Origin of the sequence: Pseudochelatococcus lubricantis, assembly GCF_011762225.1 — a bacterium.
Taxonomy (GTDB): Bacteria; Pseudomonadota; Alphaproteobacteria; order Rhizobiales; family Beijerinckiaceae; genus Pseudochelatococcus; species Pseudochelatococcus lubricantis.
Map to the genome: position 1 here is coordinate 1 of NZ_JAASQI010000004.1, position 23521 is coordinate 23521.

The 23521-nt window shown below is 64.5% G+C and carries 19 protein-coding genes, 1 pseudogene and 1 riboswitch; of the genes and pseudogenes, 5 read left to right on the forward strand and 15 right to left on the reverse strand.

Annotation, left to right across the window (positions count from 1 at the left end; genetic code table 11):
• Window positions 1-632, reverse strand: a pseudogene (locus tag FHS82_RS09375) (hypothetical protein); the annotation flags it as partial.
• An 11-nt stretch (window positions 633-643) separates the two neighbouring features.
• Window positions 644-1084 carry a CesT family type III secretion system chaperone gene (locus FHS82_RS09380; protein ID WP_166951504.1) on the reverse strand — a complete coding sequence of 147 codons (441 nt, stop codon included), beginning with the start codon at window positions 1082-1084 and terminating at the stop codon, window positions 644-646.
• Window positions 1085-1413: 329 nt separating this feature from the next.
• Between FHS82_RS09380 and FHS82_RS09385 the strand changes: the two genes are divergently transcribed.
• Window positions 1414-2061, forward strand: coding sequence for an HAD hydrolase-like protein (locus FHS82_RS09385; RefSeq protein WP_166951507.1), 648 nt, complete (start codon window positions 1414-1416; stop codon window positions 2059-2061).
• A gap of 18 nt (window positions 2062-2079) precedes the next feature.
• On the opposite strand, the gene FHS82_RS09390 is transcribed toward FHS82_RS09385, so the two are convergent.
• From FHS82_RS09390 to FHS82_RS09425, 8 genes are all read right to left on the reverse strand, one after another.
• Complete coding sequence (locus FHS82_RS09390) at window positions 2080-2469, reverse strand: GtrA family protein (RefSeq protein WP_166951511.1); 390 nt, start codon at window positions 2467-2469, stop codon at window positions 2080-2082.
• 11 nt (window positions 2470-2480) lie between these two features.
• Window positions 2481-3473 carry a glycosyltransferase family 2 protein gene (locus tag FHS82_RS09395; RefSeq protein ID WP_166951514.1) on the reverse strand — a complete coding sequence of 331 codons (993 nt, stop codon included), beginning with the start codon at window positions 3471-3473 and terminating at the stop codon, window positions 2481-2483.
• A 153-nt stretch (window positions 3474-3626) separates the two neighbouring features.
• Window positions 3627-5093 carry a hypothetical protein gene (locus FHS82_RS09400; RefSeq protein ID WP_208394175.1) on the reverse strand — a complete coding sequence of 489 codons (1467 nt, stop codon included), beginning with the start codon at window positions 5091-5093 and terminating at the stop codon, window positions 3627-3629.
• A gap of 457 nt (window positions 5094-5550) precedes the next feature.
• Window positions 5551-6264, reverse strand: coding sequence for an ABC transporter ATP-binding protein (locus tag FHS82_RS09405; RefSeq protein ID WP_166951521.1), 714 nt, complete (start codon window positions 6262-6264; stop codon window positions 5551-5553).
• Window positions 6264-7043 carry an ABC transporter ATP-binding protein gene (locus FHS82_RS09410; RefSeq protein WP_166951525.1) on the reverse strand — a complete coding sequence of 260 codons (780 nt, stop codon included), beginning with the start codon at window positions 7041-7043 and terminating at the stop codon, window positions 6264-6266. The genes FHS82_RS09405 and FHS82_RS09410 overlap by 1 nt, the downstream gene beginning before the upstream one ends.
• 4 nt (window positions 7044-7047) lie before the next feature.
• Complete coding sequence (locus tag FHS82_RS09415) at window positions 7048-7914, reverse strand: branched-chain amino acid ABC transporter permease (RefSeq protein WP_166951529.1); 867 nt, start codon at window positions 7912-7914, stop codon at window positions 7048-7050.
• Between the two features lie 2 nt (window positions 7915-7916).
• Complete coding sequence (locus FHS82_RS09420) at window positions 7917-8798, reverse strand: branched-chain amino acid ABC transporter permease (RefSeq protein ID WP_166951532.1); 882 nt, start codon at window positions 8796-8798, stop codon at window positions 7917-7919.
• A 106-nt stretch (window positions 8799-8904) separates the two neighbouring features.
• Complete coding sequence (locus FHS82_RS09425) at window positions 8905-10053, reverse strand: ABC transporter substrate-binding protein (RefSeq protein ID WP_166951538.1); 1149 nt, start codon at window positions 10051-10053, stop codon at window positions 8905-8907.
• A gap of 335 nt (window positions 10054-10388) precedes the next feature.
• Window positions 10389-10478: riboswitch (glycine riboswitch) on the forward strand.
• A gap of 166 nt (window positions 10479-10644) precedes the next feature.
• Between FHS82_RS09425 and FHS82_RS09430 the strand changes: the two genes are divergently transcribed.
• Both FHS82_RS09430 and FHS82_RS09435 read left to right on the forward strand, forming a co-directional pair.
• The gene (locus tag FHS82_RS09430; protein ID WP_166951541.1) at window positions 10645-11916 is read left to right on the forward strand and encodes a D-amino acid dehydrogenase; all 1272 of its coding nucleotides are present in this window, start codon (window positions 10645-10647) and stop codon (window positions 11914-11916) included.
• Between the two features lie 71 nt (window positions 11917-11987).
• Window positions 11988-12443, forward strand: a complete 456-nt coding sequence (locus FHS82_RS09435; RefSeq protein WP_343042545.1) for a GlcG/HbpS family heme-binding protein — start codon at window positions 11988-11990, stop codon at window positions 12441-12443.
• A 113-nt stretch (window positions 12444-12556) separates the two neighbouring features.
• Here FHS82_RS09435 and FHS82_RS09440 read toward each other — a convergent pair whose 3' ends face one another.
• The 3 genes from FHS82_RS09440 to FHS82_RS09450 form a co-directional block, all read right to left on the reverse strand.
• On the reverse strand, window positions 12557-15034 hold the full coding sequence (locus FHS82_RS09440) for a DUF3141 domain-containing protein (RefSeq protein ID WP_246225255.1): 2478 nt from the start codon (window positions 15032-15034) through the stop codon (window positions 12557-12559).
• 330 nt (window positions 15035-15364) lie between these two features.
• Window positions 15365-16567, reverse strand: a complete 1203-nt coding sequence (locus tag FHS82_RS09445) for a CaiB/BaiF CoA transferase family protein (RefSeq protein ID WP_166951546.1) — start codon at window positions 16565-16567, stop codon at window positions 15365-15367.
• 94 nt (window positions 16568-16661) lie between these two features.
• The gene (locus tag FHS82_RS09450) at window positions 16662-17849 is read right to left on the reverse strand and encodes an acyl-CoA dehydrogenase family protein (RefSeq protein ID WP_166952517.1); all 1188 of its coding nucleotides are present in this window, start codon (window positions 17847-17849) and stop codon (window positions 16662-16664) included.
• Between the two features lie 142 nt (window positions 17850-17991).
• Between FHS82_RS09450 and FHS82_RS09455 the strand changes: the two genes are divergently transcribed.
• A complete protein-coding gene (locus FHS82_RS09455) occupies window positions 17992-18930 on the forward strand; it encodes a LysR family transcriptional regulator (RefSeq protein WP_166951550.1) in 939 nt (312 codons plus the stop codon).
• 25 nt (window positions 18931-18955) lie between these two features.
• Here FHS82_RS09455 and FHS82_RS09460 read toward each other — a convergent pair whose 3' ends face one another.
• Window positions 18956-19675 carry a protein phosphatase CheZ gene (locus FHS82_RS09460; protein WP_166951555.1) on the reverse strand — a complete coding sequence of 240 codons (720 nt, stop codon included), beginning with the start codon at window positions 19673-19675 and terminating at the stop codon, window positions 18956-18958.
• A gap of 178 nt (window positions 19676-19853) precedes the next feature.
• Between FHS82_RS09460 and FHS82_RS09465 the strand changes: the two genes are divergently transcribed.
• Window positions 19854-20234 (forward strand): response regulator, encoded by a 381-nt coding sequence (locus FHS82_RS09465; protein WP_166951558.1) that lies wholly within the window; start codon window positions 19854-19856, stop codon window positions 20232-20234.
• A gap of 150 nt (window positions 20235-20384) precedes the next feature.
• Here the strand turns inward: FHS82_RS09465 and FHS82_RS09470 are convergent, their stop codons facing one another.
• Window positions 20385-23507, reverse strand: coding sequence for an efflux RND transporter permease subunit (locus tag FHS82_RS09470; RefSeq protein ID WP_166951561.1), 3123 nt, complete (start codon window positions 23505-23507; stop codon window positions 20385-20387).
• Window positions 23508-23521: the final 14 nt, after the last annotated feature.

Below are 23521 nucleotides of genomic sequence, written 5' to 3' on the forward strand. Positions count from 1 at the left end.
TACGCTTGGAATAAACTTATCGAGCAGCCTTGGCGCATCATGGCCATCGGCATGCGAGATTGGACAAATCGGTTCTGATCAATGAAACTTGGTATTACAACGGCGTCCCGCAGGCTGGCGGATAACTCACTAAAGGCGCCGCGCATTTCAGCAGACGGCAGGTCGAGGCAGGCTCTTCGTTCCTCCGGCGAGAACTTCAGATAACTTGCCTTGCGCTCCTTCAGGGCGTAGTGGCCCGTTCCTGCAGCCATATCAAGCAGCAGAAGCGCCCGGTTCGACATAGGCTCGATTTCCGATTGGCCGCAATCGGTCCATTTGTGCTTCAGCACGTCTTTCAACCTCTCGGGTTCCTGAAGCGCGTGCTCCAGGCGCTCGTATTCAATCTGGGTGCAAGCAAGCCTATTCCCTACGATATGCAGAATTAACTCTGCTTTCTGCGTTGATGAAAAGTCAAATGCAGCCCCTGTCATAATTGTTGACAGTTTTCCAATAATATTCCGGAAACGTAAATCTATGTCCTGAGGCCTTGTTGCGGCCGTCCGCCTCAGGTCAAATCCCAATGCACGGGACGCATTGTTCGGAGGCGCTGCAGCATGATTTTGAATTTGCTGTTTTTGAACCGGGCCCACCATATTGCCTGCTCCTAGCCGCGGATGGCGCCGGACATGTAGACCGCCTCGTCATGGACAGGGGTCTGCACGGCCTCTTTCCGCGCATCCTCTCCCAATTCGCCCATGATCTGCCCGGCGGCGGCGATGAACTGCATGAGCGCCTCCTCAAGTCGCTGCGGATCGAGCGCGTCGACAGCAAGCCGCTTAGCCAGCACGATCCAGCCGCTCTGCGAATCGAGCCCAAGAGCGCCCCCGTACGTTTGCGTGCCGTAGAGGTTCAGCTCCATGCACTTGCGAAACAGGGATTCCGGCACGGCCGGACTCATGAATTGAACGGGCTGATGCAGCAGGAGAGCGCTGCCTGCGTCTGTCGACGAGATGGTCAGCTCCAGGCCCGGCCCGTATTCGAGAGCGCAATTGCCGTTGGGGTCGAGACGCAGGTCCACCCCGGACCGATCGGACAGTATTGACAACAATTTTTCGAGAGACATGCGGCACCCTCAAAATGTGACGCTCCACGCCAGGAGGCCTCGCCATATATAGCAAGATATGTCGCCATGGCGATATATTTTTCGCAGGCCGCATTCACTTTCTTTATGCCACCAGACAGAATTTTCTCTATTTTACATTACATGGCTTTTTAAATGGCTTTCTTCCCTGTTACTTTCGGCGCCTGCGAGCGAAAGCCGCGGCGGAAGAATGATTCCGTTTCCGGGGGCCGGGCGATCATGCCGATGCCGGCTTGCCTCCGGCGGCGACTGCAACTAACCACCGGATAACGCGGGAGGCAGGCGGTAGAATCATGAAGACAATCCTGATCGATCTTGACGGCACGCTGGTCGACGCGGCGCCCGGCATCATTCGCAGCTGCCAGATCGCGTTGGCAGCGCTCGGCGAAAAAGAGCCGCCGGCGTCGGAACTGCACTGGATCGTCGGTCCGCCGCTCCGGCAGAGCTTCGCGCGGCTGCTCGGTGGCGACGAGCGCGTTCAGGACGCGCTGGCGCACTATCGCTCATTCTATTCCGGGCAGGGTATTTTCGAGGCCACCCCCTACGAGGGCGTTCACGACGCCATACGCGCCCTCAAGGCAGGAGATACCCGGCTCTTCATCTGCACGTCCAAGCTGCGGCCCTTCGCGCAGCGTGTGGCCGGGCACTTCGGCCTGCTTCCTCTATTTGACGGCATCTACGGCGCGGAACCCGACGGCCGTTTCGAAAACAAGGGCGATCTGATCGCGCACATCCGGGAGTGCGAGGATTTCTCCCCGGACAGGGCCTGCATGATTGGCGACCGTCTGCACGACATCGACGCGGCACGGCGGCATGGCGTGAAATCCGTCGGGGCCTTGTGGGGCTACGGTGGGCGCGATGAACTCGTGGCGGCCGGTGCGACAGTGCTTTGCGAACAACCCGCCGCGCTGCCGGACATCGTAGCCGGCCTGCTTCCGTAGCGAACAGGGCGGCCGCAGCTATGCCTTGCGGAACGTCAGGCGACTGTGGCCGAGGTAGTTCAGCACCGGGCCTACAATCACCGTCAGCGCCAGTGTCGCAGCGGGCGGGAAGGCGAACCTTTCGCCGATAAGGGCCGCGATGACACCCCACACGAGCACGACTGAATTCGCGATCTGGAAGCGCACGAAGCCCTGCCAGGACAGAGCCGCCGCGAAGGTCCACAGGCAGTTGATGTAGTAGGACCAGATGCTGGCGACGAAATAGCCGAGGCAATTGCCGGCAAGCTGCGAACCGCCCGCCGCCACGACGAGGAAGAAAACCGCGGCGTGAACCAGCGTCGCCACGCCGCCGACAGCACAGAAGCGCACGAAACGGTGACGGAGCAAGCGCTCCACGAGGGTTCGCATCGTCTCCGCCGTCACGTCTGCCCCGCCCCGCCCGGCGCGCCGCCGTGGGCGGCCTCCTGCTGCCCGCCCTCGCCCCGCCCGTAGATCTCACGAATGACGAAGACCGGCCGCTGCTTGGTTTCGAGATAGGTGCGGCCGAGATACTCACCCAGTATGCCGATGCCGATCAGCTGCACGCCACCCATGAACAGGATTGCCGACATCAGCGAGGCATAGCCCGGCACGCTGCGACCGCCGATGAGCGTCGAGACGATGAGGATGAGTCCGTACAGGAAGGCGAGCCCCGCGATGGCCGCGCCGACGTAGGTCCATACCCGCAGCGGCCAGGTGCTGAAGCTGGTAATGCCTTCGAGCGCCAGATTCCACAGCCGCCACTTGTTCCACTTCGTCGAGCCCGCGACCCGCTGTTCTCGAACGAATTCCACCCGTGCCCGGCGGAAGCCCACCCATGCGAAGATGCCCTTCATGAAGCGCTGGCGCTCCGGCAGGGCGTTGATGACATCGACCACCCGCCGCGACATCAGGCGGAAGTCGCCCGTGTTCTCGGGGATGGGCGTCTCGGCGATGGCGTTGTTGAGCTTGTAGAACGATTCGGCCGAAAAACGCTTCAGCCAGGTGTCGGAGCTGCGGTCGGCGCGCCGCGCCTCGACCACGTCGTAGCCCTCGTCGGCCCACAGGCGCACCATCTCGGGAATGATCTCCGGCGGATCCTGCAGATCGGCGTCGATGGGGATCACGGCGTCGCCCCTCGCCACCGTCAGGCCGGCGGTCAGCGCCGCCTCCTTGCCGAAGTTGCGCGCCAGTTCCACCACACGCACGCGCGCATCAGCGGCGGCACGCGCCTTGAGGATCTCCAGCGTCCTGTCCCGGCTTCCATCGTCGACGCAGACGAATTCGAAATCGTACGCCGGCAGCGTCCGGTCGAGCAGCCCCGTCAGGCGTGAGAAGAAAGCGTCGATAGCCTCCTCCTCGTTGTAAAAGGGCGTTACGATCGACAACAGCATGCCCTGCTTCCCGCTCCCTCGATGCATCAGAACCTGTGGAGGCAGAGACCACGCTGATGCATCCGCCTGTCATTGCGGCATACTACGGAATGGATGAACGTACAAATGCGCACTTCCCGCCGGACATCACAGCAGACGGGCGCGGAAGGCAGGTCATTTCCCGCCGTGAGTGCCCGTCGGCGACGGGCCGGCGCCTTGCAGCGACGCCGGGCAATTTCTTCCCTGCGCTTCGCGGCGCATGAACAGACGCCACATGTCCGCAACCGGCGGCAGCCACGAGTGGAGAATGATGCGCCCTTCCGGATCGACAAGCTTCATGAGCCGGTCGTTGTCCGCAGCCTGCACTGCCGGATCGCACGCCAGCATGGATGCCCGCTTCCACACGTTGTGCGACTGGCGCATCTGTCGCGATACGCTCCAGTTATGGAGATGGGTGGCCGCCGCCGCTGTTCCCAGCACGATGCAGAGGGCGATGCGCGCCAGCCTTGCGCCTGAGGCCGCCCGCAGAACGAGGGCCATGCAACAAACCACAAAGACGATGACCCAGAGATAGGAGACGCGCGTGTCGAGATATCCGCACAAGTCCCATTCGACGCACCAGAGCTGCTGCTTGCTTGTCACCGCAAGCGGCAGCGTGACGTAAAGCGCGCAGACCAGAGCAAGAACTCCCGTCAGAGCCGGCGCACGGATGCCTTCCAGACCACTCGAACAGGAATAGATACAGACAGCAGCTCCCGCCCCTACTGCCGCAGCCTGCAGATACGCCGTCCACGGGAACGGGATATACAGGACATCGATCCGCGGCAACACGGTGCCCGCCAGGATGTGTCTGGCAACCGTCTCCAGCAGCCTGGGCGCGTCGAGAGCGACATCGTGCCCACCGTATTGCGTCGGATGGGCCAGGCCGAATCCGACATAGGCCACGAGCACCAGCGCCACGGCCCATACATCGTCGTGGAAGCGCGGCGCACGAGCGAGGCTGCGCACGATCCGCTCGAAGCTGTCACCGGAGCGGGACGCGCGGACGATGCGAGTCACATACTCCGCAAGGAGCAGCGCGGTTCCAAAAACGAAGGAAAACTCACCAAAAACCATGCCCAGCACGAAAAGCATCCACGCGAGGGCCGACAGGAGGCGAGGCCACAGCGTGTCTGCGGCATCGGACAACCTGAAAAAAACAAGGCGGGAAACAATGATGAAGATGAAGGGAACGGTGTTCTGCAACGGATAGCTGTTCGGCGGCATGTGCTCATACGCAAGAGGATGAAGAACAACCAGCAAAATGAACAGGAGGACGCTTATATCCGCCCTAACGAGCTTGGATACGTAGATGGAAAACAGCCAGAACTGAAGCAGATACAGCAGCAGGATGACCGACATGCCGCCAATGCCGCCAGCGAGATAAGCGCCGAAGGTATTGAGGCGAGCCATCAGCAGTTGGCCAACACGCCCCTGATAGGTGGCAAGGTACCGGACGTGAGCTTCGACAGCTTCCGGCCCGGACAGATAATTGAAGAAAAACTCGACATCGTCCGCTGCTATCCTGTACCCGTATACGTACAGACGCATGCTCATAAAAACTATAGCGGCAATCAGCCCAATGATGACAGCGCGCCCCATGGCGTTCGCAGGCGGCTCCATATGTGGACCGGGTCCGCTACGGTTCATATTCATCATGGACTTCTTTGAGGATTATTGACGACAATGGCCGTATTTACAGACCGTTGCCGACGATAGCGCTGCGCTCCGTAGGTGTCAACACAGGCTGCAGATAAAGCAAATTCAGCGAAAGTGAACGCCGCTTTCGCGTCCGAAATTGCGTAAAAAAACAATGGCATAGACCATTATTGCATTTCAGTGAAACGCAGAAATGGCCTGACGCATCAAACCAGAAACAGGCACCATTTCTTTGGCTAAATTTGACACGAAAATAAATGGTCCAGGCGGTAGCATGATTCTGATTTGAAAAATCCAGAACCATGCTCTGCGAGTATTTGACTTTGAGCAAACTCTTATTGTCCGGATGGTTCCATCAACTCGGAAAGCGCTCCGGCGCCCGCCACATGAAGGCGTACCCTCACACCCCCAGATACGCTTCCAGCACGCGCGGATGGTCGAGCAGTTCCTCGCCCGTGCCCTTCAGCACGATCTCCCCGGTTTCGATCACGTAAGCGCGGTGGGCGATCTTCAGCGCCTGGCGCACGTTCTGCTCCACAAGGAAGATGGTCAGTCCCGCCTCGTTGATCGTCCTGATGATGCGGAATATCTCCTGCACGATCAGCGGCGCGAGGCCCATCGACGGCTCGTCCAGCAGCAGGATGCGCGGCCTCGCCATCAGGGCGCGGGCAATGGCCAGCATTTGCTGCTCGCCGCCGGAGAGGTTGCCGGCGAAGCCGTCGAGCCGCTCGCGCAGTCGCGGAAACAGGCCGAGCACATGCTCGAAGTCGGCGGCGATGGCATCCGTGTCGTTGCGGTGATAGGCGCCGAGTTCCAGGTTTTCGCGCACCGTCAACCGCGTCAGGATGGCGCGACCTTCCGCCACCTGCGACAGGCCGAGGTGAACGATCCGGTGTGGGGCAAGGCGGGTGATGTCCCGCCCCGCGAACAGCACCTTGCCCCCCGCTTTCGGCACGAGGCCGGAGAGCGCGAGCAGCGTGGTGGACTTGCCGGCCCCGTTCGCGCCCACGAGCGTGGTGATCTCGCCCTCGTTCAGCACGAAATCGATGCCCTTCACCGCCTCGACATGCCCGAAATTGACCTTGAGGCCGGAAACCTCCAGAAGCGCGCCCATCAGGCCGTCTCCCGCGTATCAGCTTCGTCGTCGCGGCCCAGATAGGCCTCGATGACGTCATGGTTGTTGCGCACCGCCTCGGGCTTGTCGCAGGTGATGATGCGGCCGAAGTTCAGCACGGCGACCCGCTCGCACAGACCCATGACGAACCGCATGTCGTGCTCGATCAGGAAGATGGTATAGCCGCGCGCGTTGATGGCGCGCACGGCGCTCATCAGCTCAGTCTTCTCGGCGGGGTTCATGCCGGCGACCGGCTCGTCGAGCAACAGGAGGCGCGGCTCGGTGGCCAGCGCGCGGGCAATCTCCAGCCGGCGCTGCTCGCCATAGGAGAGCGTGTCCGCGATCTCGCCCGCCTTGCCTGCGAGGCCTACCCAGCCGAGCAGTTCCAGCGCCCGTGCCCGCGCCGCCTCCTCCTGCGCGCGGTAGCGCGGCAGTGAGAACAGCATCTCGGCGACGCCGTAGTTGATGTGGCGGTGCCGGCCGACGAGCACGTTCTCCAGCAGCGACATCTCGTTGAAGATGCGGATGTTCTGGAAAGTGCGCGCGATGCCGAGTCGCGTGATCCTGTGCGGAGCGAGGCCCGCGAGGTCCGTGCCGTCGAAGGTAATGGTGCCGGAAGTCGGCGGGATCAGCCCCGTGATCAGGTTGAACACCGTCGTCTTGCCGGCGCCGTTGGGGCCGATAAGGCCGAAGATCGCGCCCTGCGGCACCTTCAGGCTCACGTGGTCGAGCACCTTGAGGCCGCCGAACGACTTGGAAATGGAGGCGAGTTCCAGCATCGTCCTACCTCCTCGCGCCGAACCAGTTGCGGATGCGCGCCGGGTCCCACAGGCCGTTGGGCAGGAATAGCACCACCGACACCAGAATGAGGCCGTTGACGATCAGCCGGAAATCGGCAAGCCCGCGCAGCAGTTCCGGCAGCAGGGTGAGGAAGAACGCGCCGATCACCGGCCCGATCAGAGAGCCGATGCCGCCGAGGATCGCCATGGTGAGGATTTCGACGCCCCTGTCGAAGCCGTATTCCTGCGGGCCGATGAAGAAGGTGAGATGCGCGTTGAGCGCGCCCGCGAGCCCCGCGATGGCAGCGCCCAGGACGAAGGCGAGCAGCTTGTGCGCGCGCAGGTCGATGCCCATCAGGCCCGCCGCCGTCTCATCCACCTTGATCGCCTCGAAGGCGCGACCGGTCTTCGAGCGATGCAGCCGCGCGAGCATGAACACCACGATGGCGAGCGCCAGCGCCACGTGCCACCACTGCGTCTGCTGCGGAATGCCGTTCAGCCCCAGCGCGCCGCCGGTGATGCTTTCCGTGTTGAGGATGACGACGCGCACCACCTCGCCGAAGCCGAGCGTCGCCATGGCGAGATAGACGCCGCCGAGCCGCAGCACCGGCACGCCGATGGCGAGCGCCACCAGCGAAGGCGCGGCCATGGCGACGACGAGCGAGAGCGCGAAGGGCGAATCGTAGTTCATCGTCGCGAGCGCACCCGCATAGGCGCCGATGCCCATGAACGCGGCGTTCGCCAGCGCCAGCAGCCCGCAGGCGAGCGTGAGCCAGATGGAGAGCGCGAGCAGCGCGTTGATGCCGAGCGTCAGGATGAGGTTGGAATAAACGGCCCAGAACTCGTCGAACCAGAGAAGAAATGCGTCCATGATCAGGCTTTCCGTTCGCTCGCCTTGCCGAACAGGCCGGTGGGCCGCACGAGCAGGATCAGGAACAGCAGGCCGAAGGCCACCGCATCCCGCATGGTGGAGCCGATATAGGCCACTGCGAACACTTCAGCGAAGCCGAGGAACAGCCCGCCGATGAGCGCGCCGCGAATGTCGCCCATGCCGCCGAGGATGATGACGGCGATGCCTTTGTGCAGCATCGGCTGTCCCATCAGCGGATAGACCGCATTGGAATAGAGGCTGATCATGACGCCCGCGGCGCCGCCGAGCGCGGCCGCGAGAAACGAAGTCTTGCGCAGAAGGCCCTCGACATCGATGCCGAGCAGCGCGGCCGCCTTCGGCGACTCCGCCACCGCCCGCAGCGCCTTGCCGATGGAGGTGCGCCGCAGCCCGAGCAGCAGCAGCACCATGATGGCGAAGGTGAGCAGGATGATGCCGATCTCGACCGCCGTGATATGCAGGCCGCCGGCCTCGATGGCCTCATCCGGCACCACGCCCGGCGGAAAACGCAGGTTGTCCGCCCCGAATATGCCCTGGACCGCGCTGTTGAGCACGATGGCGACACCGATGGTCGCAATCATGGGAATAAGGTGCGGCGCATGGCGTTTGCGCAGCGGCGACAGCACCAGGATGTCGATGACGAGCCCGAACAGGCCGCTGACGAGGAAGGCGACGATCAGCGCCGCCCAGATCGGCAGCCCGGCCAGAACCACGGCCTGCAGCGCCGCGTATGCGCCGACCATGAACACAGCGCCATGCGCGAGATTAATCACGCCGAGCACACCGAAGATCAGTGTGAATCCCAGCGCGAACAGCGCATAGACACTGCCGAGCGACAGCGCGTTGACGAGTTGTTGGGCAAGCATCTCAAAAACAGTTCCCGCAGCGGGCGAAAACCCGCCGCTTCCGGTGCCGGGGAAACTCCCCCTGACGAACAAGAAACGCGCCCGGCAGCACGCCGGGCGCGGACGATCACTTGACGATCTGGTAGGCACCGTCCTTCGTCACGGAGACGATCGGCTGCTGATCGGCGTCGTAGCCTGCCGGCTTGCCGCTCTTGTCGACCGCCTGGCGGAACTTGAAGGGGCCGGTCACGCCGGTCCAGGAAACATCCGGCAAGGCATCGCGCAGCGCGGCGCGGTCCTTGGCGATGTCGCCCGAAAGCTGGACCTTCTTCAGCGCCTCGGCCACGATGTGGAGGGCGTCGTAGGTCTGCGCGGCGAACTGGTCGGGCGCCAAGCCGAACTTCTTCGTATAGGCCTCGATGAACTTCTTGTTTTCGGGCGTGTCGTTGCTCGCCGACCACGGGCTGCCGACCCACAGATTGTCGGACGCGCCCTTGGCAAGCTCGAAGATCTTCACCGAGTTGACGCCGTTGCCGCCGACGAAGGGCAGATCGATGCCGAGCTGGCGCGCCTGCACGAGAATCGGCGCGCCTTCCGCCAGCAGCGCCGAGAGCACGATGGCATCCGGCCCGCTTGCCTTGATCTTGGTGAGCTGCGCCTTGAAATCGACGTCGCCCTTGGCGAAGGTTTCCGTCGTGGTGACGGGGATGTTCTGGTCCTTCAGTGCCTTGGCGAAGTTGTCGTAGCCGGACTTGGTGAACACGTCGTCGTTGCCGTAGAGCACCGCGACCTTCTTGACGCCTTCCTTTTCCACCACCGTCTTCAGCGTCACGGGCAGCACGTCCGCCTCGGTGACGGAGTTGCGGAAGATGTAGTTGCCGACCGCCGTGATGCCGTCCGCCGTGTTCGAGGTGCCGAAAACCGGCGCCTTCGCGGCCTGCGCGATGGGGTTGGCGGCAGAGGCGGAGTTGGAGAGCGTCGGGCCGAAGATCAGCAGCACCTTGTCCTGGAAGATCAGCTTCTTGTAGACGTTGATCGCCTCTTCCTTCTTGCCCTGTTCGTCCTCGACCACGAGCTTGATGGTGTTGCCGTTGACGCCGCCGGCCGCGTTGATCTCCTCCGCGGCGAGTTCGAAGCCGTTGCGAATCGCCGCGCCGTACTGGGCGGCGAGCCCGCTCAGCGCAGCCGCGACGCCGAGCTTGACCTCGGCCGCCTGTGACGCCACCGTGCTTGCACCGATAGCAAGCGCAACGATCGCCGATCTCATAAACTGCATCGAACTCTCCCCGGGATCGATCTGGTTGTGGAAATCGCTTCCCGGCGGAGTACACGCAATGCCCAGAATCAAGGCACGCACCCGCCGGACGCGCGACACGAAATTTCGTTCGGATTATCGTTGTTGATCACGCGCCGCATTCCGTCAAGATGCTTGCGTAATAAAATTGCAACAGGTGTCAATTATCGCAGCGCTGCCGCCATTCCGGGCAGCGCCGGCGGGCAGAGCAGATCGAAAAAGCGCCATACGCCAATAGTTTGAAACGCAACCAACCGCCCTGCCGGTTCGCGGCCGATTGCAGAGCTGCGACATCTCTGTTATCACTGCGATGTTCGATATGACGGATCGGGAGAGTTCGGTCCAGTCCGACGCCGATGGAGCAACCGCCCCGGAAACTCTCAGGCACAAGGGACCATCCGTCAGGACGATCTGGAGAGAGGCGCGCCGGCTGCCGGACGCGCCCACCGAAGGGGAAGGCGTTCGCGCGGGTGACTGCACGAACGGCTCAAGCTCTCAGGTACAGGGACAGATGGGGCGCTCGACCGACCGGATTTTCCGGTCGCCCGGCCGCTTCATACAGGACCTGAGACCATGTCCCATATTGCCATCGTCGGCGCCGGCATCACAGGCGTGACCGCCGCTTATTCCCTTGTCACGCGCGGCTATGACGTCACCGTCATCGACCGTTGCCGCTATCCCGCCATGGACACATCCTTCGCTAACGGCGGCCAGTTGTCCGCCTGCAACGCGGAGGTGTGGAACAGTGTGTCCACCATCCTCAAGGGGCTCAAGTGGATGCTGCGCAAGGATGCGCCGCTCCTCGTCAACCCCATGCCCTCCTGGCACAAGTATTCCTGGATGGCGGAGTTCGTGGCCGCCATTCCGCATTACCGCGCCAACACCATCGAGACGACGCGCCTGGCGATCGCCGCACGTCAGCATCTGTTTTCCGTCGCCGAGACCGAGAACATCGATTTCGATCTCGAAAAGCGTGGCATCCTGCATATTTTCCACGACAAGAAGAGTTTCGACGCCAGCGCCCGCGTCAACACGCTGCTGACCGAGGGCGGCCTCGAACGCCACGCGGTCACACCCGCGGAAATGCGCGACATCGAGCCCGCGTTGATGGGCAGCTATTTCGGCGGCTTCTTCACGCCGTCCGACTCCACCGGCGATATTCACAAGTTCACCCGCGGCCTCGCGGAAGCCTGCCAGCGGCGCGGCGTGCGCTTCATCCAGGACGCCATCGTCGCCCGCATCGCCCGCGCAGGCGGGGACGACGCGGCCGGCTTCGTCATCCATTACACGCCCGCCCTGCCGGATGCCGGCCTCGCGCCAGAACAGACGGCGGCGGAGCAGGACCTGAAGGCCGACGCGGTCGTCATCTGCGCGGGCGCGGCAAGCCGCAACCTCGCCGCCTCGCTCGGCGACCGCCTCAACATCTATCCGGTGAAAGGCTATTCGATCACCGTGCATAGCGACCGGGCCGAGTCGCAGGCGGCGACGCCGACCGTGAGCCTGCTGGACGAGGCAGCCAAGATCGTCACCAGCCGCCTTGGCGTCAATCGCCTGCGCGTGGCGGGCACGGCCGAGTACAACGGCTTCAACCGTGACATTCGCGCAGACCGCATCCAGCCGCTCATCGACTGGGTGCGCCGCGAGTTCCCCGCCGTCGATACCGACCGCGCCGTGCCGTGGACCGGCCTGCGGCCGATGATGCCGGACATGATGCCGCGCGTGCGTCGCGGCCGCGTCAAGGGCGTGTTCTATAATACCGGCCACGGCCATCTGGGCTGGACGTTGTCGGCCGCGACCGCCGAACTCATCGCGGAGCAGGTCAAGGCCGATTACCCGGTGGCGTAGGCACTTGGGTCAAGCCCGCGCGGCGTTTGAGCGAAATCCACCTGGCGCCGGCCGAAAGCCGGAGCCGATGCATGACGAAACCATCTGATCGGGAGAGTACCATGTTGACCATCCGCAGGATCGACCGGAACGACGCGCGGCTGCTGATCGAAGGCGCCAGCACCCGGGCGGCCGAGATCGGCGTGCCGATGTGCATCGCCATCACCGACGAATCGGGCAACCTCGTCGCCTTCGAACGCATGGACGGCGGCAAGATCACCAGCATCACCATCGCGATCGACAAGGCGTTCACCGCCGCCGCTGCGAAGAAGGCCACGCACGACTACGGCACGACGAGCCAGCCCGGCGGGCCCACCCACGGCATCAACTCCGCCGTGCACGGACGCCTGATGGTGGTCGGTGGCGGCCTTCCCGTCATCGTCGACGGTGACGTCGTCGCGGGAATAGGCATCAGCTCCGGCACGCCGGCGCAGGATCAGGAATGCGCCCAGGCGGGCATCGACCATTTCCTGGCAAAGCGCGGCTAGAGCGCGTGCCGATCAGAATTCGCTCAAAATCAGAAGCCTGGAGCATGCCGTCGTTTCCATGAAATGGCGGCATGCTCCAGAGCGACGGCTCCCCGCGAAGAGACGCGATCCGGTCAGGCCGGGGCGGCTTCCCCCTCGGGCTTCTCCCCTGCGGGCTTCCCTTCTTCCGGCGTTCCCGCCGCGACGTCCACAAGCGCCGGCTTGAGGCCGAGCACGCGGCGGAAGGCATGGAAGGTCGCCGCCACGTTCGGGGAAGCGTCGGAAAGCGGTCCGAGCACGAACTGCACGGCCTCCATCGCCTGTTCGCGCTCTTCCTCCGTGTGCAGCAGGTCAGGCAGGCGCTCAAGCGCCTCCTCGCGGGCGAACTGGGCGGTGAGGCTCTGTTCGTGGATGACCCGGGCGCGCTCCACGGGCGCGAGATGGCTGAAAGGTTCGGTCTTGTTCAGCAGATGCGTCGAACGCTCCAGCCTGTCCCTGCGCACGTTGCCACGCGAATCTGCCAGCAGGATCAGCATGCGGATCACCGCCTCGACATAGCCGCCGGAACCGATGTGCGACAGCGCGGACTGCACCTCCGGCAGCGCGAACAGCTCTTCCTTGGATTTGCGCGTGCGGCCGAATTCGTAGCGGCGGCCGAACCAGCGCATGTAAGGCGTGGCATAGATGCTGAAGAACAGCGTCTCGCACCAGGCGTTGCGCAGGTCGCGCGCGATGTCGACGGACTGCTCGAAGGCGTTGGCGAGCCAGTGTTCCGTCCGCACGAACAGGTTGTCGTCCCCGGCGGCGGTGCGGTTGTCGCCCACCATGTCGGCGAGAAGCTCGATCGGCTGCAGCAGCGGATTGCGCGACGACAGCAGGCTGCGTTGCAGGCGCAGCGGATGCAATGTCCGCGCCAGCTCGGCCGTCGCCTGGGTCACGCCCGATTGCACGACGGGCCGCAGCGCGATGTCGTAGAAGTCGGCCTGCAATTCCGAAATGCGCGCCACCGCCGCGAACGGCACCTCGTCGCGCCGCCCCTCGTTCGCGCCCGGCAGGTCGCTCATCTTGCGCTCGGCGAAGGAGACGCTGAACTGCTGGTTCTCGCCCTCGCCGATGATGTCCTCGATCTTCATCTCGTAGAGGCCCGGCGCCAGCGCCTCGATGGTTTTCATCGTGGACGCCACTTCGGTGTGCTCGCGCTTGGCGATGGACGAGGAAACGAAGATGCCGAGATGCCCCACCTTCTCATGCACCATATAGATGATGCGCTGGCCGCGAATCCTGATCTCGGTCTCGTCAGCGTAGGTATCGACGATCCAGTTCAGCGCCTGCTTGGGCGGCGTGATGGTGTCTCCGAGGCTCGTGAACACGATCACCGGGGAGCGGATCTGCTTGACGTCGAGATTGCGCCCGTGCTCAAGCCGGGCCTCGTTGCGGGCCAGCCGGTTGCCGATGAAAAGATCGCGCACGATCCAGACGATCTCTTCCTCGTTCATCAGGAAGAAGCCGCCCCACCACTTCTCGAATTCGAGGAAGCGCCCGCGGCCGGTATCCACTTCGTTGAAGTAGTCGTAATACTTACGGAAATAGTTGCGACCGGGGTTCATCAACTCGAAGTTGAGCACCAGCCACGCGCCGTCGAAAACGCCGTTGCCGATATCGGACCAGAACATCGGCAGTATCTGGCCACCGAGAAGCCCGGCGTTGTAGCGGATGATGTTGCGGCCGATCTCGCCCGACCACGTCTCGACGGGGGCGCCGTTCAGCACCAGCGGCCCGGTGATGTCCGGATTGCTGGCGCCCAGCAGCAGCGTTGCCCAGCCGCCCTGACAGTTGCCGATCACCACCGGCTTCGCGGACTTGGGATGCAGGGACTGCACGTAGCGCACGAAGGCGGCCTCGGTGCGCGTAACGTCGGCAAGCGTCTGGCCGGGCTCGGGCTCGCGGCGGAAGCTGACGAAATACACCGGGTGGCCGTCGCGCAACGCCACGCCCACCTGGCTGTCCATCTGCGAGCCGCCGATGCCCGCCCCCTGCCCCGCGCGCGGATCGATGATGATGTAGGGGCGCTTCCAGTCGAAGGTCTGCATGCCCGCGGGCGGGCGAATCTTGAGCAGCACGTAGTTTGTGGGCCGCGGCTGGTCGACGCCGTCCATGATCACGTCGTAGTCGTAGATGAGCACGGGCGGGCATCCAGCGGCCTCGTGCACCAGAAAGATGTCGCCGCGTTCACGGATCGTGTCGGCGTAAAGCACTGCGCGCTGTGCGCGGTCGGCCCAGTAATGGCGAAGGTCTCCGGCGAGATCGAGCCCGCCGGTGCGCACACGCCGCCCGAACGCATCGGTGATGGACCGGGCCTCGTCGAGCGCCGCGCGGACGCGCTCGCTGTGGTTGGAGGCGATGCTCGCCATATGGTGGCTCGACGACTGGGTGGTGAGATCGCCCAGCGCCGAATACTCCGAGAGCTGCGCCTTCAACGCATGCGCCCGCTGCTCCGCAGTCAAGCGCTGGCCGTCCAGAATGCGGGCGATCAGGAACACGTCTTCCTCAAGGCCCGCACCGTCGCGGCCCTCGGCACTACCCCGACCCAGTTCTGCTGCTTGCGATGTCATTGACGCCTCCAGAGCCTCGCCCCACCGGGAAGCTGAGGTCGGAACTCTTACATCACGATATACGTAGATATCATAACGGTGATACGTCCATGATCCATATCAATCGCGAAAAGCAAGACGGCAGCAATACTGACCATACATAAGTATCTATACATAGCCGGGCGAGATCAAAACGGTCCGACGACTGTCATTTAATTGTCATACGTAGAACAGGGCAAGGGGCCGGCCGGATAGAACAGCGCCGCCAAAAGGGGCTCTGGCATCGCGCCGGCACCCTCCTGGTCATATGGAACGGTGAACCACCGGCGCGGCCGCCGCCCTCCCGGCCGTTCAGGACGCCTTGCCGGTTTTGCCGTTCTCCCCGGCCGCGTCCAGTTCCGCCAGAATCTCCGCCGTATGCTCGCCGAGCCGGGGAGAACGGCGGTCGAGCCGGAGGCTCGCGCCAGAGAGGGTGACGGGTGTGCGCACGCCGGGCACGCCCTGCGGCGCGATCTGCATGCCGCGCGCCTCGATCTGCGGATCGTTGAAAACGTCGGCGACGGTGTTGATCGGCCCGGCTGGAACGCCCTCCGCCTCCAGCGCCGCGAGCAGCGCATCGCGTTGCCAGGTGGCGATAGCCTCGCCCAGCAGTTCCGTCAGTGCCGTGCGGTTGGCGACGCGGTCGGCATTGGTGAGGAAGCGCGGATCGCCGCCCAGCGCCTCGCGGCCCAGCACGCGCGCGAAGCGGCGAAACTGGCCGTCGTTGCCGACCGCGACGATGACGAAGCCGTCCGCGACGGCGAAAGTCTGATAAGGTGCGATGTTCGGGTGTGCGTTGCCGAGCCGGTGCGGCACGGCGCCGGAGGCCAGATAGTTCATTGCCTGATTGGCGAGCACGCCGGTGATGCAGTCGAACAGCGCCATGTCCACGTGCTGACCGACGCCTGTGCGCTGGCGCTGCCAGAGCGCGGCCTGAATGGCAGTCACACCGTAGAGGCCCGTGAAGATGTCGACGAAGGCGACGCCCATCTTCTGCGGAGGGCCGTCGGGCTCGCCCGTCAGATCCATGATGGCGCCCATGCCCTGGATCATGAAATCGTAGCCGGCACGCTTCGCGTAGGGGCCGGTCTGGCCGAAGCCGGTGACCGAGCAATAGACGAGCCGCGGGTTGATCTGCCGCAGGCTTTCGTAATCGAGGCCGTATTTCGCCAGGCCGCCAACCTTGAAATTCTCCACCAGCACGTCGGCGTCCTGCACGAGGCGGCGCACCAGCGCCCGCCCCTCGTCCGTGGTGAAGTCGGCGGCGATCGAACGCTTGCCCCGGTTGCAGGCATGGAAATAGGCGGCGGACCGCTCGCCCTCGACATCGATGAAAGGCGGCCCCCAGCCGCGCGTGTCGTCGCCCTGCGGGCTCTCGACCTTGATCACGTCCGCGCCCAGATCGGCGAGCGTCTGGCCAATCCACGGGCCGGCGAGGATGCGCGCGAGTTCGACGACCCTGAGCCCGGAAAGGGGCGCCTCGCCCGTGCCGGAACCGCAGTTGATGTCGGGCATGGCTGTTAGACCTCGAAAAAGATCGGCCCGCGCCGCCCTGCCTGAAAAGGCGCCGGCGCGGACCAGTTGGGGAAGCCAGGATAGCGGACGCGCGTCAGAAGAACGCCTGCAGCCCGGTCTGGGCGCGCCCGAGGATGAGGGCGTGCACGTCGTGGGTGCCCTCATAGGTGTTCACGGTTTCCAGATTCTGCGCGTGGCGCATGATGTGATACTCGATCTGGATGCCGTTGCCGCCGTGCATGTCGCGCGCCGTGCGGGCGATATCGAGCGCCTTGCCGCAGTTGTTGCGCTTGACGATGGAGATGATCTCGGGCGCGAAGGAGCCCTCGTCCATCAGCCGCCCGACACGCAGGCTCGCCTGCAGGCCCAGCGCGATCTCCGTCTGCATGTCGGCGAGCTTCTTCTGGAAGAGCTGCGTCGCCGCCAGCGGCCTGTTGAACTGCTTGCGGTCCAGCCCATACTGGCGGGCGCGGAACCAGCAGTCCTCGGCGGCGCCGAGGGCGCCCCACGAGATGCCGTAGCGCGCGCGGTTGAGGCAGCCGAACGGCCCCTTGAGCCCGGCGACGTGCGGCAGCAGCGCCTCCTCGCCCACCTCGACATCCTGCAGCACGATCTCGCCTGTGATGGAGGCGCGCAGGCTGAGCTTGCCCTCGATCTTGGGCGCGGAAAGGCCCTTGGTGCCCTTTTCCAGCACGAAGCCGCGAATCTGGCCGTCATGCGCCGCCGACTTCGCCCAGACCACGAACACGTCGGCGATCGGCGCGTTGGAAATCCACGTCTTGGAGCCGTTGAGGCGATAGCCGCCGTCAATCTTCTCCGCGCGCGTCTTCATGCCGCCGGGGTCGGAGCCGGCGTCGGGCTCCGTAAGGCCGAAGCAGCCGATCCACTCGCCCGAGGCGAGCTTCGGCAGGTACTTCCGGCGGTGTTCCTCGGAGCCGTAGGCATAAATCGGATACATGACGAGCGACGACTGCACGCTCATCATCGACCGGTAGCCGCTGTCGATACGCTCGACCTCGCGGGCGATCAGGCCATAGGCAACATAGCTCGCGCCCGCGCCGCCGTATTCTTCCGGCACCGTGGGGCCGAGCAACCCCGCCTCGCCCATCTCGCGGAAGATCGCCGGGTCCGTCTTCTCGTGCAGGTAGGCTTCCTGGATGCGCGGCGCGAGCCGGTCCGCCGCGAAGGCGGCCGCGGAGTCGCGGATGATGCGTTCGTCTTCCGTCAACTGGTTGTCGAGTTGAAACGGATCGTTCCACGTAAAGGCGCTGTATTCCGCCACGGCATGTCCCTCCCAGTCCTTAAACAGCGTCACGCGCCGGGCTCCCGGCGATCTCCCCTATCGATACGGCTATCATGCAAAGCTTTGCCGCCTCTCTCAAACGATGTTTACTCACCGTCCCCATGAGATATATTCATGTATCATGATTGCGATGCAACGTCGCCTGCTGCCCGCCACGGGGGCGCTGGCCGCTTTCGATGCCGTGGCGAGGCTCGGCAGCTTTTCCGCCGCCGCGCAGGAACTGTCCCTCACCCAGAGCGCCATCTCCAAGCAGATCGCCGCGCTGGAGGGGCAGCTCGGTATCGCGCTGTTCGAGCGCACGGGCCGGGGCGTCGCGCTGACGCAGCAGGGAACAGCCTATGCGGTCGCCGTCGCCGATGCGCTGGCGACCATCCGCGCCGCCTCCCTGCGCGCCATGGCGGGCGAAGCCCGCCAGACGCTCAATCTCGCGATCCTGCCCACTTTCGGCACGCGCTGGTTGATGCCGCGCATCCCCTCCTTCATCGCCCGGCATCCGGAAGTGACACTCAACTTCGCCACCCGCATCGGGCGCTTCGACATCGAGGCGGAGGGTTTCGACGCCACGACCCACATCGGCACCGCGGACTGGCCGGGAACGGAAAGCACGTTCCTGATGCACGAAACGGTGGCACCCATGGCGAGCCCCGCCTTCCTGCGCGAGCATCCGATTACGGCGCCTGACGATCTCGCCAGGCTGCCCCTGCTGCACATGGGGTCACGGCCGGAGGCATGGGATCACTGGTTCAGGACGGCGGGCGTTTCGGCGCCGGCGGCGATGCGCGGCATGCGCTTCGAACAGTTTTCGACGGTGGCGCAGGCCTGCATGGCCGGTGTGGGCGTCGCGCTGCTGCCGCTTTTCCTGATCGCGTCGGAAATCGGCAGCGGCCAGCTCGTCGTCGCCTTCGACCATCCGGTCAGAAGTCCACGCTCGTATTATCTGATTTCGCCACGCGCGCGGGCGCGCCTCGCCCCCGTCGCGGCGTTCCGGCGCTGGCTCATCGCGGAAGTCGACACCTGGAAAAGCGAGGGCGGATACGACGAGGGTGGGCCGGAAACCTGACGGCAAACGCCCCTGTCCGCCCGCGTCACGAGAACAGCGAATCGATGTCGTCCTGCGAGACGACATCGACGTCCGCCTTCAGCGGCGGCCCGTTCAGCAGGGCGGCGTCGCCCTCGCGCCTGTCCGACGCCGCGTCCTGATCCGGGATGAAGGAGAACCCTTCCTCGCCGCCCCAGATCGACATCATGGTTGCCACGCGGTCCTCGATGAAGTGGAGCACCTGCACCACCTTGCCGATGCGCTGGCCCGTGAGGTCCTGAAAGTTGCAGGCCTCGAAGATGCGGATGGCCTGCTTGTGGATTTCCACCACCATCGCCTGATCGGCGCCGCCCAGCTTGGCCAGCAGCCTGCCCGCCGTTTCCTCGACCGTTTCGGCGGCGGACAGGATCGTCTCCGTCGCCGCCTCGGTGCCGTTGACCACAGCATCCAGCTCGTCGAGCGCGCGGCTGGACGAGTCGCCCCTCAACCCCTTCACCTGCAGGTTGAGTATTTCCCGCTTGGTCTGCGATATCGCGTGATGAATCAGCGCGACCTCCGACCGCATCGGGCCGTTGGCCGCCCGGGCGTCGGCAGGCGCCACGGCCATGCCCTGCTGCACGAGCCCCTTGATATCCGCCAACTCCTGGAACACCCGTTCGAACAGCGCCGTGCTGTCGACCGGCTCGACCGCCGGGCGCAAGTCGCGCTCCTCGTGCTCCGCGTCCATGCCCGTCTCGATCCGGAACGGCCGACGATCTGCTGGCATCGGCTTTTCTCCCGCCATCAGCAATACCTGACCCACAGATAGACGATCGGCAGAAAATGCGCAATATTCGCAAGCTTCCGGATGCAAGCTTCAGGCAAGCCTGAGATGCAATCTACTGCCTGCGCGACGCATATGCGGCGGATCTCAATGTACAGCGTATCCACGATCGGAGTTATCGATGGCCCTTGATCTTTCGATGCCTATTCTCGTCGTAGACGACTACAAGACGATGATTCGCATCATCCGGAATCTGCTCAAGCAACTGGGCTTTCAGGACATCGATGACGCGGCCGATGGCAGCGAGGCATTGGCGAAGCTGAACGAACGCAAGTACGGCCTCGTCATTTCCGACTGGAACATGGAGCCGATGACGGGATACGAACTGCTCAAACAGGTGCGCGGAAACCCGGCGCTGGAAGCGATCCCCTTCATCATGGTCACGGCGGAGGCCAAGAGCGAAAACGTCGTCGCCGCGAAGAAGGCCGGCGTGAACAACTACATCGTCAAGCCGTTCAACGCCCAGACGCTGAAGGACAAGATCGAGGCCGTGTTCGCCTGACACGCAGGCCGATGCGCGGAGGCAGCGCGGCGGAGGCGCGGAACGCCTCGTCCCAACGCTCCCGGTCTTGGGCCGTTCGCGTGCGGCTTTGCTCAAGCACCGCGCGGGCTTGACCGTGCCGTGACGAACCAGGCTCATCGCGGAGCGGTGTTATTCGGCCGGGATGGTATGCGCCCCCGCGGTTCCCGACGCCCGGCCCGCCTCATGCCCTGCCAGGGCAGCCTGCGCCTCGTCGTTGCCATGCTCCCGCGAGAAGCGCCTTCCAAGGAAACTGTAGACGGTGGGCACCACGAACAGCGTCAGCAATGTCCCCAGCGTCATGCCGCCGACGATGACGAGGCCGATCTGCTGACGGCTCTCCGCGCCCGCGCCCGTCGCCATCGCCAGCGGAACCGCGCCGAGCACCATGGCGCCGGTGGTCATCAGGATGGGCCGCAGGCGCAGCGTCGCCGCCTCCACGACGGCGGCGAGCCTCTCCCGCCCCGCCTCCTGCTGCTGGTTGGCGAATTCCACGATCAGGATGCCGTGCTTGGTGATGAGGCCCACCAGCGTCACGAGGCCGATCTGCGAATAGACGTTCATCGTGCCGCCGCCGTAGTAGAGCGCGGCGAGCGCGCCCGTGATGGACAGCGGCACGCTGAGCAGGATGATGACCGGATCGCGAAAACTCTCGAACTGCGCCGCGAGCACCAGATAGATGAAGCCGAGCGCCAGCACGAACACCGCGAGCAGGCTCTGGCTCGACGCACGGAACTCGCGGCTCTGGCCACCGACATCCGTCTGCATGCTGTCCGGCAGCACGTCGGCCGCCGCCTGCTCCAGGAAGGCGAGGCCGTCGCCGAGCGCGTAACCGGGCGCGAGATTGCTGGAAATGGTGGCCGAGCGGAGCTGATTGAAGCGGCGCAGATCCTTCGGTGCCACCGATTCCGCCACCTGCACGATGTTCGACAGTTGCACCATCTCGCCCGAGGGCGCGCGCAGGAAGATCGTGGACAGCGTCGAAGGCGAGGCGCGGTCCTCCGCCGCCATCTGCACGTAGACATCGTACTGCTCACCATCCACCTCGAAGCGGGTGACCTGCCGGCCGCCGAGCAGCGTCTCCAGCGTGCGCCCGACCACCGAGACGTCCAGACCGAGATCGGCCACCTTCGCCCGGTCGAGTGTGACGCGGAACTCCGGCTTGTTCAGCTTGAGATCAGACTCGGGGTTGACGAAGCCGGGCCAGCCGCGTGCGCGCTCCAGCAGCGCGTCGACCTGCTCCTGCAGTTCCTCGTAGGTGCCCGATGTCTGCACCACGAACTCCACAGGGCGCGAGGAGCCGCGCTGCCCGAGCGAGGCGGGGTTGTTGGCGTAGGCCTCGATACCGGGGATGCGCTGCAGGCGCTGGCGCATGTCGGCAGCGAGCTGCTGCTGCTTCACGCCGCGCTCGTCCCAGTCCTTCAGACGGCCGATGGCCATGAAGTCGGTGATCTCGGGAAAGCCCAGGATGACAAGCACCGAGTCCATTTCCGGAATGGTGCGCAGGTCCTGCTCAATGACGTTCACGTAGCGGCTCATGTAGGCGAGCGTCGCGCCCTCGGGGCCGCTGCCGCGGATCATCACGACCCCGCGGTCCTCCACCGGCGCGAGTTCGGAACGCAGCGCGGTGAAGTAGTAGCCGCTTAGCCCTGCGACGGCGAGCGCCAGCACCACCACGAGAAAGCGCACCCGCATCGCGCCCGAAAGCATCCGGCGGTATCCCGATTCGAGCCCGGCGAACCCCTTTTCCAGCAGCAGGAAGAGGCGGCCGGGGTTCGGGTTGTGCCGCAGCAGCTTCGCGCACATCATGGGCGTGAGCGTCAGCGCCACGAAGCCGGAGACGATCACCGCGCCCGCGAGCGTGAGCGCGAATTCGAGGAACAGACGGCCGGTGCGCCCTTCCGCGAAGGCCACCGGCGCATAGACCGCGGCGAGCGTCAGCGTCATGGCGACGACGGCGAAGCCGATCTCGCGCACCCCCTTGATCGCCGCATCCGCCGGCTTCATGCCCTCCTCGACATGGCGGTGGATGTTCTCCAGCACCACGATGGCGTCGTCGACCACGAGCCCGATGGCGAGCACCATGGCAAGCAGTGTCAGCGTGTTGATGCTGAAGCCGAGCATCAGCATCAGCGCGAAGGTGGTGACGAGCGAGATCGGAATGGTGACGATGGGAATGAGCGAGGCGCGCAGCGAGCGCAGGAAGACGAGAATCACCAGCACCACGAGCACGATCGCCTCGACGATGGCGTGGTAGACCGCCTTGATGGAGCGGTCGATGAACACCGCGTTGTCGTTGCCGATCTGCGCCGAGACGCCCTCCGGCAGGGAGGCGTTGATCTCCGGCATTACCTGCCGCATCGCGCCCGACACGTCGAGCGGGTTCGCCACCGCCTGCTTGACGATGCCAACGGTGACGCTGGTCTTGCCGTTGAAGCGCCCGTCGCGGCGCGTGTCCGCCGCGCCGAGTTCCACCCGCGCCACGTCCCGCAGGCGCACCTGGTAGTTGCCGGCGAGCTTCACCACCACATTCTCGAATTCCGGAACGCTGGTGAGGCCGGTGCGTGACAGCACGGTGAACTCGCGGCCGGAGCTTTCGATGCGGCCCGACGGCAGCTCGACGTTCTGGGCGCGCAGCGCCGCCTCCACGTCCTGCACCGTGAGGTTGTAGGCGGCGAGCCGCTCGCGGTCGATCCAGATGCGCATGGCATAGCGGCGCTCGCCGAAGATGGTCACGTCCGCGACGCCGGTCAGGTTCTTGAAGCGATTGACGACGTAGCGGTCGATATAGTCGGTGAGTTCCAGCGCGTTCATGCGGTCGCTCATGAAGGCGATGTAGACGACCGGCTGGGCATCCGCCTCCACCTTGGCGATCACGGGCTCGTCTACTTCGTCCGGCAGGCGGCCGCGCACGCGGCTCACGCGGTCGCGCACGTCGTTCGCCGCCACGTCCGGATCGACGCTGAGGTTGAAGCGCACGGTGATACGGCTCGATTCGGACCGGCTGACGGATTCGAGCACATCGATGCCCGCGATGCCGGCGATCGACCCTTCCAGCACCTGCGTCACCTGGCTCTCGATGATGGACGCGGAGGCGCCGGGATAGCTCACGGTCACCGAGACCACCGGCTCATCGATGTTCGGATACTCGCGCACCGTCAGCCTGTTGTAGGAGACGACGCCGATCAGCACCATGATCAGGCTGAGCACGGTGGCGAACACCGGGCGGCGGATGCAAAGCTCGGCAAATCCCATTTCCGCGCCCCTTC

Coding starts and splice junctions, on each gene's coding strand:
- FHS82_RS09425 (WP_166951538.1), bottom strand. CDS start 10,053: ATGCAGTTTATGAGATCGGCGATCGTTGCGCTTGCTATCGGTGCAAGC.
- FHS82_RS09445 (WP_166951546.1), bottom strand. CDS start 16,567: ATGCCCGACATCAACTGCGGTTCCGGCACGGGCGAGGCGCCCCTTTCC.
- FHS82_RS09465 (WP_166951558.1), top strand. CDS start 19,854: ATGGCCCTTGATCTTTCGATGCCTATTCTCGTCGTAGACGACTACAAG.
- FHS82_RS09385 (WP_166951507.1), top strand. CDS start 1,414: ATGAAGACAATCCTGATCGATCTTGACGGCACGCTGGTCGACGCGGCG.
- FHS82_RS09470 (WP_166951561.1), bottom strand. CDS start 23,507: ATGGGATTTGCCGAGCTTTGCATCCGCCGCCCGGTGTTCGCCACCGTG.
- FHS82_RS09395 (WP_166951514.1), bottom strand. CDS start 3,473: ATGCTGTTGTCGATCGTAACGCCCTTTTACAACGAGGAGGAGGCTATC.
- FHS82_RS09390 (WP_166951511.1), bottom strand. CDS start 2,469: ATGCGAACCCTCGTGGAGCGCTTGCTCCGTCACCGTTTCGTGCGCTTC.
- FHS82_RS09405 (WP_166951521.1), bottom strand. CDS start 6,264: ATGGGCGCGCTTCTGGAGGTTTCCGGCCTCAAGGTCAATTTCGGGCAT.
- FHS82_RS09400 (WP_208394175.1), bottom strand. CDS start 5,093: ATGGGGCGCGCTGTCATCATTGGGCTGATTGCCGCTATAGTTTTTATG.
- FHS82_RS09430 (WP_166951541.1), top strand. CDS start 10,645: ATGTCCCATATTGCCATCGTCGGCGCCGGCATCACAGGCGTGACCGCC.
- FHS82_RS09435 (WP_343042545.1), top strand. CDS start 11,988: ATGACGAAACCATCTGATCGGGAGAGTACCATGTTGACCATCCGCAGG.
- FHS82_RS09420 (WP_166951532.1), bottom strand. CDS start 8,798: ATGCTTGCCCAACAACTCGTCAACGCGCTGTCGCTCGGCAGTGTCTAT.
- FHS82_RS09410 (WP_166951525.1), bottom strand. CDS start 7,043: ATGCTGGAACTCGCCTCCATTTCCAAGTCGTTCGGCGGCCTCAAGGTG.
- FHS82_RS09455 (WP_166951550.1), top strand. CDS start 17,992: ATGATTGCGATGCAACGTCGCCTGCTGCCCGCCACGGGGGCGCTGGCC.
- FHS82_RS09415 (WP_166951529.1), bottom strand. CDS start 7,914: ATGGACGCATTTCTTCTCTGGTTCGACGAGTTCTGGGCCGTTTATTCC.
- FHS82_RS09460 (WP_166951555.1), bottom strand. CDS start 19,675: ATGCCAGCAGATCGTCGGCCGTTCCGGATCGAGACGGGCATGGACGCG.
- FHS82_RS09440 (WP_246225255.1), bottom strand. CDS start 15,034: ATGACATCGCAAGCAGCAGAACTGGGTCGGGGTAGTGCCGAGGGCCGC.